Below are 8019 nucleotides of genomic sequence, written 5' to 3' on the forward strand. Positions count from 1 at the left end.
GACTCGAAGATAGCCGGGATCTTCCGGTCCTCGAAGCGGTTCTACGTGGTCGCGTGTAACGACTGCGGCGCGGCCATCGGGAGCGGCGTCGCCGGCGGCGGCGGGTGAGCCGGCACGGCACGGGTCCCGACCCGCGCGACGGCGACCGGCCGCCGAGCCGACGCGTCGCCCTCCGGCTCGGCGGCTTCGCCCTCTTCGGCGGGCTGACCGGGTGTGTGGGCGGGGCGAGCGGCGGTTCTCCGTCCACTGCCTCGTCCCCGCCCGCGACCCCCCCGGGAACGCAGACTCCGGCGGCCCCCGACCAGACGACGCTCGCGAGCAACGAGCCGTACCAGACGGCGGCGGGCTGGACGGTCCGGGTCGCGGTATTCCGGGCCCGCCGTGGTCTCGTCGCGGCCGGCTCCGACGGCGGCCGACCGGTGATGCCCCCCGACCGCCAGTTCCTCCAGGTCGGCGTCGAGACGAGCGGTCCCGGCGCTCCCGCCCCCGCCGACCTCTGTCTCGCCGCGACCGTCGACGGCGAGCGGCCGGTCGAGGGCTGTCCGGCACGGCTCGACGCGGCGGGCGACGCCGGCTCGCTCCAGGCCGTCCCGGTGCCTCTCTCGTTCGAGACCGCGCCCGAGTCTGCCGCGGTCGTCTGGGACCGTCCCGACGCCCCGGACGTGCGCTGGACCGTCGACGCGCTCGCTCGGCCGCCCGAGTTCGCCGTCGAGGGGCTGGACGTCCCCGACGCGGTTCCGGCCGGCGAGGCGTTCGAGGTCGGGATCACGGTCCACAACGCGGGCGGGCGACGTGACTGGTTCGTCGCGGAACTGGGGTTCGCGCCCGCGCCGGACGGCGAGGAACTCGAACTCGCCTACGGCGCGGGCGAACGGCTGACGAAGCCGCGGTCGCTCGTCGCCGACTTCGGCGGCGACGACGAACTAACCGTGCGCCTCGACTGGGGGCTCGGAACGAGGGACGCGACGGTCGCGCGGGCCTGACGGGGTCCGCGCCGGCTCACCGGCGTCTCGGCGTCGCGGGCTTCGTCGGCCGTGTCGCCGGGGCGCCCGTCTGCGCCGAGCGGTTCGCGGCCGACGTGAGCAGATGCGACGCCCCTCGCCCCGTCGAACCGTAACAACTATAGTTGTGAAAGTTCACGTGTCGGGTAGGCACCGCGTCCACGGTTAGCACATCCATATCGAGTCTGGTGCGCCGCCGTACCCGGCTCGTCCGCCACCCTGCCTGTCTGTCCACCGGACGTCGTGCCTGCCCGAACGGGCCGGTCGCGAACGTACACGCGACCGGGTCCCGTTCTCCCTGCCGACCCGTCCTCAAGAGTCACCTCGCCCGCGCCTCGACGACGCAGCCCCGACCGACGGCCGCCGGCAGACGAACAGCCCTTACTGTCTCGCGCACCTCGTTCCGGTATGTACCGACCCGAGACGCGACGCGCGGCCTGCCGGGCGTGAGCGACGACGGCGGATTCGAGGACGTCCGCGAGACGGCCGACGGCCACCCGATGTGGAGCCTGCTGGGCTACGCCCGGCCGTACTGGCCGCGGCTCTCGCTCGGCGTCCTCGCGGCCGTCCTCACGCGGGTCGCGCGGCTCGTCCCGCCGGTAATCGTCGCGACGGCCATCGACCGCGTCGTGCTCGGCTCCGCGGCTCCTGGCCTGCTCGCGAACGTGGGCCTCGTCCCGACCGGCTCGATCACCGGCGAGGCCGCCCGCCTCGCGCTCCTCGAGCGGCTGGTCGTCATCGCGGCGCTCGCGTACCTCGTTCGCTCCGTGGCCCGCTTCGGCTCGCGGTACCTCCTGCAGTCCGCGGCCCAGAAGATCCAGCGCGACCTCCGGAACGACACGTACGACGGCCTCCAGCGCCTCTCGATGGGGTTTTTCGCGGACCACCAGACCGGCGAGATGATGTCGATCCTCAACAGCGACATCAACAGGCTAGAGCAGTTCCTCAACACCGAGTTCCGCCAACTCGTCCGGGTCGTGGCGACCGTCTCCGGAATCGCGGTCGTCCTCTGGTACTACGCGCCGACGCTCGCGCTGGTCGCGCTCGCGCCCGTGCCGCTCGTCGGCCTCGCGAGCGCCGGCTTCCTCCGGTGGATCGAGCCGCGCTACAAGTCGCTCCGCGAGACGGTCGCGCGGCTGAACAGCCGGCTCGAGAACAACCTCGGGGGCGTCGCGGTCGTGAAGGCGTTCGACCGCTACGCCTTCGAGCGCGACCGGGTCGCGGCACAGAGCCAGGCCTACCACGACGAGAAGGTCGCGGCGCTCCGGATCCGGCGCGCGTTCTTCGCGACGCTCCGCCTGCTCACCGGCGTCGTGTTCGTCGTCGTGCTCTATCTCGGCGGGCGCTCGATCATCACCAGCCCGCCCGGCGCGGCGCTCGTCTCCACCGGCGCGTTCGCGGCCTTCTTCCTCTACCTCCGGCGGCTCTACTCGCCGATGCGCCGGATCGGCCGCTCCGCGAACAAGTACCAACTGGCGAAATCCTCCGCCGAGCGGGTGTTCGGCCTCCTCGGACGCGACCCGGCGCTCACCGACCCCGAGGACCCGTGCGCCCCCGAGACGGTCGCGGGTCGGGTCACCTTCGAGGACGTCTCGTTCGGCTACGACGAGCGCGAGCGGGCCGTCGACGGCGTGAGCCTCGACGTCGAGCCGGGCGACACGGTGGGGCTCGCGGGCCCGACCGGCGCGGGCAAGTCGACGCTGACGAAACTCGTCCCGCGGCTGTACGACGTCGACGCGGGGCGGGTGCTGGTCGACGGCGTGGACGTGCGCGAGTACGACCTCGGGGCTCTGCGGGACGCGGTCGCGGTCGTCGAGCAGACGCCGTACCTGTTCTCGGGCACCGTCGCGGAGAACGTCGCCTACGGCGACGCCGACGCCCTCGACGCGGAGCGCCGCGGCGACCGCTCGCACCGCGACCGGGTCGTCGCCGCGACCCGCGCCGCCGCGGCCCACGAGTTCGTCGCCGACCTGCCCGACGGCTACGACACCCAGATCGGCGAGCGCGGCGTGAAGCTGTCGGGCGGGCAGCGCCAGCGTCTCGCCATCGCCCGCGCCCTACTGAACGACCCCGCGATCATCGTCTTCGACGAGGCGACCAGCGACGTCGACACCGAGACCGAAGAACGGATCGAGGCCGGCGTCGAGCAACTCGTCGCCGACCGGACGGCGTTCGTCGTCGCCCACCGACTCTCTACCATCCGCGACGCGGACCAGATTGTCGTGATGGACGAAGGGCAGGTCGTCGAGACGGGGACCCACGAGGAACTGCTCGCCGAAGACGGCGAGTACGCGGGGCTCTGGCGCGCACAGGCCGACGAGCAGCCGGTCCGGGAGGCGCCGACGGAGGACTGAGGCGTTCGCTCGCCCCGCGGGCGTGCGAACTAAGCCGCCGGCGCCCCTCCCTCGTCCGTGAACCAGAACGTCGGCGGTTTCGACCGTCTCCTGCGCGCCGCCCTCGCGGTCGTACTCTCTGTCGTCGCCGTCGCCGCGGCCGTCGAGGGGGCGACCACGCTGGCGGTCGCGACCGGCCTCGGTGCGCTGGGCGCGGGCTTCAACGCGACTACCGGGTGGTGTGGCGTGAACGCGGCCTGTGGATTCGACACGACGGGGGAGTAGCCAGCCGCGGCGACGTCTCGACGGGCCGTACCGAGGCAGAGAGCGAGCGCTCGCTGCCTGCCGACCGCTCCGACGTGGTCGCGTAACCCGGAGCACCGAGAGGAGCGCCCCCTGTTTCGACTCACCGCTCCGGCCGCTCTGCTCCGGGGGTGCCACCGCTGTATCCGCGTAGCGCGGCCACGCCGTCTGCGTCAGCAGGGCTCTCCCACCCACCACCGTGGGTGCGGACCGCCGACGTCGGGTCACGGAGACCCTCCCGCGACCGAAGGCGTGAGCGTTCGCCTCGACACCGTTCGTAATGACAATAAAGTTAATTATCGATCGACAGCGATCTGCTGTAAAATGGGATTTTTCTCTGACTCCGACACAGAACGGGCCAAGAAGCTACTGACGCAGGCACGGGACGACCCGACCGCGATCCGGGACGAGGCCGACACGCTCGCCGAACTGCTGGGGTCCGAGGACCGGGAGGCTCGCCGCGCCGCGACGGCCGCGCTGGCGTCGCTCGCGAAGGCCAGTCCCGGCGCTATCGAGCCGGCGTTCCGGCCGCTCGTCGACGGACTGACCGCCGACGACGAGGTCGTCCGACAGAACGCGGCGGTCACCGTCACCCAGGTCGCAACCGAGTATCCCGGCGCGGCCGCCGACACCGCCGTCGGACCGCTGGTACAGTGTACCGTAGCGGAGCGCGGCGGTCACCCCCAAGCGGCGGTCGCGCTGAAGGCGATCGCCAACGAACGTCCCGACGCGCTTCGGCCGGCCGTCGACGGACTCCGGCCGTCGCTGAGCAGCGACGACGCGACCATCCGCGAGCGGGTGACCGCCATCTTCGCAGAGGTCGCCGCCGAAGAGCCCGACGCCGTCGAGCAGAGTCTCGACGAACTGACCGCCCGGCTGACCGACGAACGCGCAGCGGTCCGCGAACACGCCGCAGGCGCCATCTCCCGCGTCGCCGAGGAGCGGCCGACGGCCGTCAGTGACGCGGTCGGCCCCCTGACCAGGCGGCTATCGGACACCGCCGCGGTCGCTCGCCCGGCCCTGAAAGCGGTTCATCGGGTCGCAGCAGCGGACGGCGACGCCGTTCGACCGGCGGTGCCGGAACTGGAGCCGCTGTTGGCCAGTGACGACCCTGACGTTCGGCGAGACGCCGCCGCGGCGCTGTTGCACGTTGCCGAGGCGGACGAGCGCGCCGTCCGGCCGATACTGTCGAGCGTGGAGCCACTGCTCGACGACGACGATACGCACTGCCGGGCGCTCGCGACCGGAATCTACGGGTTCGTCTCGAGAGAGGCTCCGCGGCTGGCGGTTCCGGTCGCGGAGACGATGGCGGACGCTCTCGACCGGGACCACGACCAGACTCGACAGGTCGCCGCGGCCGTCCTCGGCCGCGTCGCCACGACGAAGCCTGCGGCCGTCCGCCCGGCGTTCGACGCTCTGATCGACTGCCTCGACGACGAGGACGACTCGGTTCGAGAGAGCGTCGCCGGGGCAGTGAGCAGGGTCGCACAGGCTCACCCCGAGGCTGCGGGGGCCAGATCGGCGGCGTTGGTCGCCCGACTGGACGCCGGCGAGGCGACGGCTCGGCTCCACGCGATCAGGGCGCTGCGGTACGCGGCGATGGAGGACGGCGACTGGATCGATACCGAAGCCGTCCGCGGCTTAGAGCCCCGTCTGGCGGACGACGAGACAGACGTTCGTGGCGAGGCGGCTATGGCGATGACTGCGTTCGCCATCGAAGCTCCGGGGCTGGTCCCCGACCGACAGGTTCGACGGCTTCCGGAACTGCTGCGTACGGCAGCAGGGATGAGCGACGACATGGTCGCCGAGTCGACGGACCGCCTCGAGACGGCGACGGGTGTGGAGATCGATACCGACGCGGGAGCCCCGCGCGGGGCCGACGCCGACCGCCGTGAGACGGCGGGCACCGACGGAGACACGGCCCGAGAGCCGCTCGACCGGGCGGTCACGGTCGAGGAGGCCGGCGTCGTCGTCGAGAAAGAGGTCGACACCGAGTCGTTCTCGCGGCGGGCAGTGCGGCTACTCGTGGCCAACCGGAGCGGACGGGCGGTCACGGTGCGGGTTGTCGACACGCCGCCAGGGGGAGTCGCGCCGTCGGCGGTCGGGTTCCACTCAGACTACCACCCCGACGGGTGGACCATCCACGAGGACCACGGCCTGATGGAGTTCGAGCAGCGACTGGACGCCGGCGCGACCGTCGAAACTGTCTACGGGTCCCCGAGTGACGCCCCTCACGATACCGACGGAGAGCCGGAGCCGCCCACGGTGCGCGTCGACACCGACGCCGTCCGGAACGACTCGGCGGCCGGCAACTCGACAGACCACGTTCCGCCACAGCCGGCCGCGCCAGCGGCCGACGTCGAGGGGGTCGCGCCCCCACCCGAGCGGGACCTGACCGACGTCGCGGGGATGACCGACGTGAAACAGCGTCTTCAGGAGGAGGTGCTCGTGCCGCTGGCCGACGACCGCTACGAGGAGTACGGCTTCGATGGCGTGACCAACATCCTGCTCCACGGGCCGCCCGGGACGGGAAAGACGTACCTGGCGGAGGCGCTGGCGGGCCACCTGGGCTACAACTACGTTGCAGCGACCGCCGTAGACATCGCCAGCGACGTGGTCGGACAGGCGGCCTCGAACGTCGACGACCTGTTCGAGCGCGCCCGGGCGGCCTCGCCGTCCGTACTCTTTATCGACGAGATCGACTCCGTCGCCGCCGATCGCTCGGGCACGGGCGGGATGACCACGTCGGAACAGCAGATGGTCACCCAGCTGCTCACCGAGATCGAAGCCCTCAACGAGAGCGACGAGCCGGTCCTGCTCGTGGCCGCCACCAACCGGATCGAAGCCGTCGACGACGCCATCGAGCGCCCCGGCCGGTTCGACGCTCGCATCTCCGTCCGGAAGCCGGACGGCGAGGACCGACTCGAGATCCTGCAGTACCACCTCGAGGGGGTCCCCGTCGACTGGGACGGGGTCGACGAGGACGCTCTCGTGACGGCCACCGAGGGGTTCGCGGCCAGCCACCTCGCCGAGGTGGCCGACGCGGCCGGGCGCACGGCGGTCAGAGAGACACCCGAGGGCGAGGAGCCGACAGTGACCGCGGCCCGTCTTCACAGGCGGTACGAGGCGGATGCCCCGACCCTTGAGGTCGGGGAGGAAGCCGACAACAGCTTACACAAACCACGCTACGATGGCAGTCTGGCTCCTAACCATTAAATAACCACAAGATGATATGTGAAACACAGTGGAGTACCGTCGTACTGCCGTCATCAAACTCGACACTCCCGAGGGAACCGACGCCCTCCTTCGAGAGACGCTCGAGCAGTTCAAACACTGCGCCAACACCGCGAGTGAGTGGTGCTGGCACGGCGACGACGGATACCACGTCACCTCTAAACAGAAAGCCGAACAAGCTCTCTACGACCAACTCCGCGACGAAACCGACCTCACCGCGAACCTCGTTCAGAAAGGGATTCGCCGGGCAGTCGAGGCCGTCAAAAGCGGCGTCGAACGCCTCAAACGCGACGAAACTACGTCACAACCGTACTTCTCGGCAGACAGCGCGGTCTACGATAAACGAAGTGCGACGTTCCACCGCGATCATGTTTCCCTTTCGACCGTAGACGGGCGCGTCGAGTGCGACTACATCCTCCCTAACGACTCGGAGACACCGCCGACGAAGTACGTCTCCGACGAAGACTTCGAGTTTCGGATGGCGCACTTACAATACCGCGACGGTGACTGGTATCTCCACGCCTCAATGCGGAAAGTCGAGGCAGACGAAGAATCGTCTGAATCCGAGTCCAAGCACAGAACAGTCCTTGGTGTGGATTTGGGCGTGAACAACCTCGCCGTTGCTTCGACAGGGCGATTCTGGTCGGCAGACGAGTTCAACCACTGGCGTCGGGAGTACGAGAAACGCCGTGCATCACTACAGCAGTGTGGGTCTCGCCACGCTTATGAGAACATCGAGTCAGTCGGACAGAAAGAGTACGGACGGTTCGAGATGCACCTCCACACGGTGGCGAACGAACTTATCGAGGAGGCCGTCGAGAACGACTGTTCGCACGTCGTGTTTGAGGAGTTAACCCACATTCGGGAGAACATTCCCGAGGCGACGTGGCAACACATCTGGGCGTTCCGACGCCTCTCCGAGTACGTCGAATACAAAGCCAAAGAACACGGCGTCGAAGTCGTGCAGGTTGACCCACGCAATACGTCGAAGCGATGTTCGACATGTGGGTTTACCCACCCGGACAATCGGTCGGGTGAGACGTTCAGGTGTCAGCAGTGTGGATACGAGAACCACGCTGACTACAACGCCTCGAAGAACATCGGTTTGCAGTATCTCCGTCGTCGGCAAAACGCAGACGATGGAGGCG

General features: G+C 69.7%; 5 protein-coding genes. All 5 read left to right on the forward strand.

Annotated features, from left to right (window positions below; all coding sequences use genetic code 11):
* The first annotated feature begins 104 nt into the window (after positions 1-104).
* Positions 105-983: a hypothetical protein gene (locus ABEI27_RS03060; RefSeq protein ID WP_375797945.1), complete on the forward strand. Its 879-nt coding sequence runs from the start codon at positions 105-107 to the stop codon at positions 981-983.
* Between the two features lie 518 nt (positions 984-1501).
* Entirely contained in the window at positions 1502-3355 is a 1854-nt protein-coding gene (locus ABEI27_RS03065; protein WP_375797949.1) for an ABC transporter ATP-binding protein, read from the forward strand.
* A gap of 57 nt (positions 3356-3412) precedes the next feature.
* Positions 3413-3619, forward strand: coding sequence for a DUF2892 domain-containing protein (locus ABEI27_RS03070; protein ID WP_375797946.1), 207 nt, complete (start codon positions 3413-3415; stop codon positions 3617-3619).
* A 342-nt stretch (positions 3620-3961) separates the two neighbouring features.
* A complete protein-coding gene (locus ABEI27_RS03075; RefSeq protein WP_375797947.1) occupies positions 3962-6853 on the forward strand; it encodes an AAA family ATPase in 2892 nt (963 codons plus the stop codon).
* Between the two features lie 28 nt (positions 6854-6881).
* Positions 6882-8019, forward strand: a 1138-nt coding sequence (locus ABEI27_RS03080; RefSeq protein ID WP_375797948.1) for an RNA-guided endonuclease InsQ/TnpB family protein, incomplete at its 3' end; no start/stop codon positions are given.

The organism is Halobellus sp. (assembly GCF_042218505.1).
In the GTDB taxonomy this organism is placed as follows: domain Archaea; phylum Halobacteriota; class Halobacteria; order Halobacteriales; family Haloferacaceae; genus Haloquadratum.